The following is a 590-nucleotide window of genomic DNA, read 5'->3' on the forward strand; positions in this document are numbered from 1 at the left end:
GAAGGAAGGGAAGAGAGAAAGAAAGGGGGGAGGAAAAGAAGAAAAGGGGGAGAGAAGGGGGGAAGGGGAGAGAAAGAAAAAGAGAGGGAGGAAAAAGAGAGGGAAGGAGGGGAAAAGGAAGGAGAAAAGAAAGAAGGAAAAGAGGGGAGGAAGGAAGAAAGAGAGGGAGAAAGAGGAGGAAAGAGGGAAGAAGAAGGAAGAAAGAAAGGAGGGAGGGGGGAGGGGGAGGAAGGGGGAGGGGAGGGAAGAAGGGGGAAAAGAAGGGGAGAGGGAGGAGAGAAAGAGGGGGAGGGAAGAAGGAGGGAGAGGAGGGAAGGGGAAGAGAGAGGGGAAGGGAAAGGGAGAAGGGAGAAGGAGGAGGGAGAAAAAAAAGAAGAGGAGAAAGAAGAGGAAGAAGGAAGGGGAAGAAAGAAAAGAAGAGGGAGGAAGAAAAGAAGAAAGAAAAGAAGAAGGAGAAAGAAGAAGAAGAGAAAAAGAAGAGAGGGGGAGAAGGGAGAGGGAGAAAAAAAAAGAGAGAGAGAGGGAGGGGGGAAAGAGGGAGAAGGGTGAGAAGAGGAGGAAGGCAAGAGGTACGCGTTACCCTGATACCG

1 protein-coding gene is annotated in these 590 nt (G+C 50.8%); it reads left to right on the top strand.

The window, feature by feature from the left end; all coding sequences use genetic code 11:
• The coding region (locus A3773_RS19730) for a hypothetical protein (protein ID WP_197462828.1) at positions 1-549 on the top strand (549 nt) is incomplete at its 5' end.
• Positions 550-590: the final 41 nt, after the last annotated feature.

The organism is Neptuniibacter pectenicola, from assembly GCF_001597735.1.
In the GTDB taxonomy this organism is placed as follows: Bacteria; Pseudomonadota; Gammaproteobacteria; order Pseudomonadales; family Balneatricaceae; genus Neptuniibacter; species Neptuniibacter pectenicola.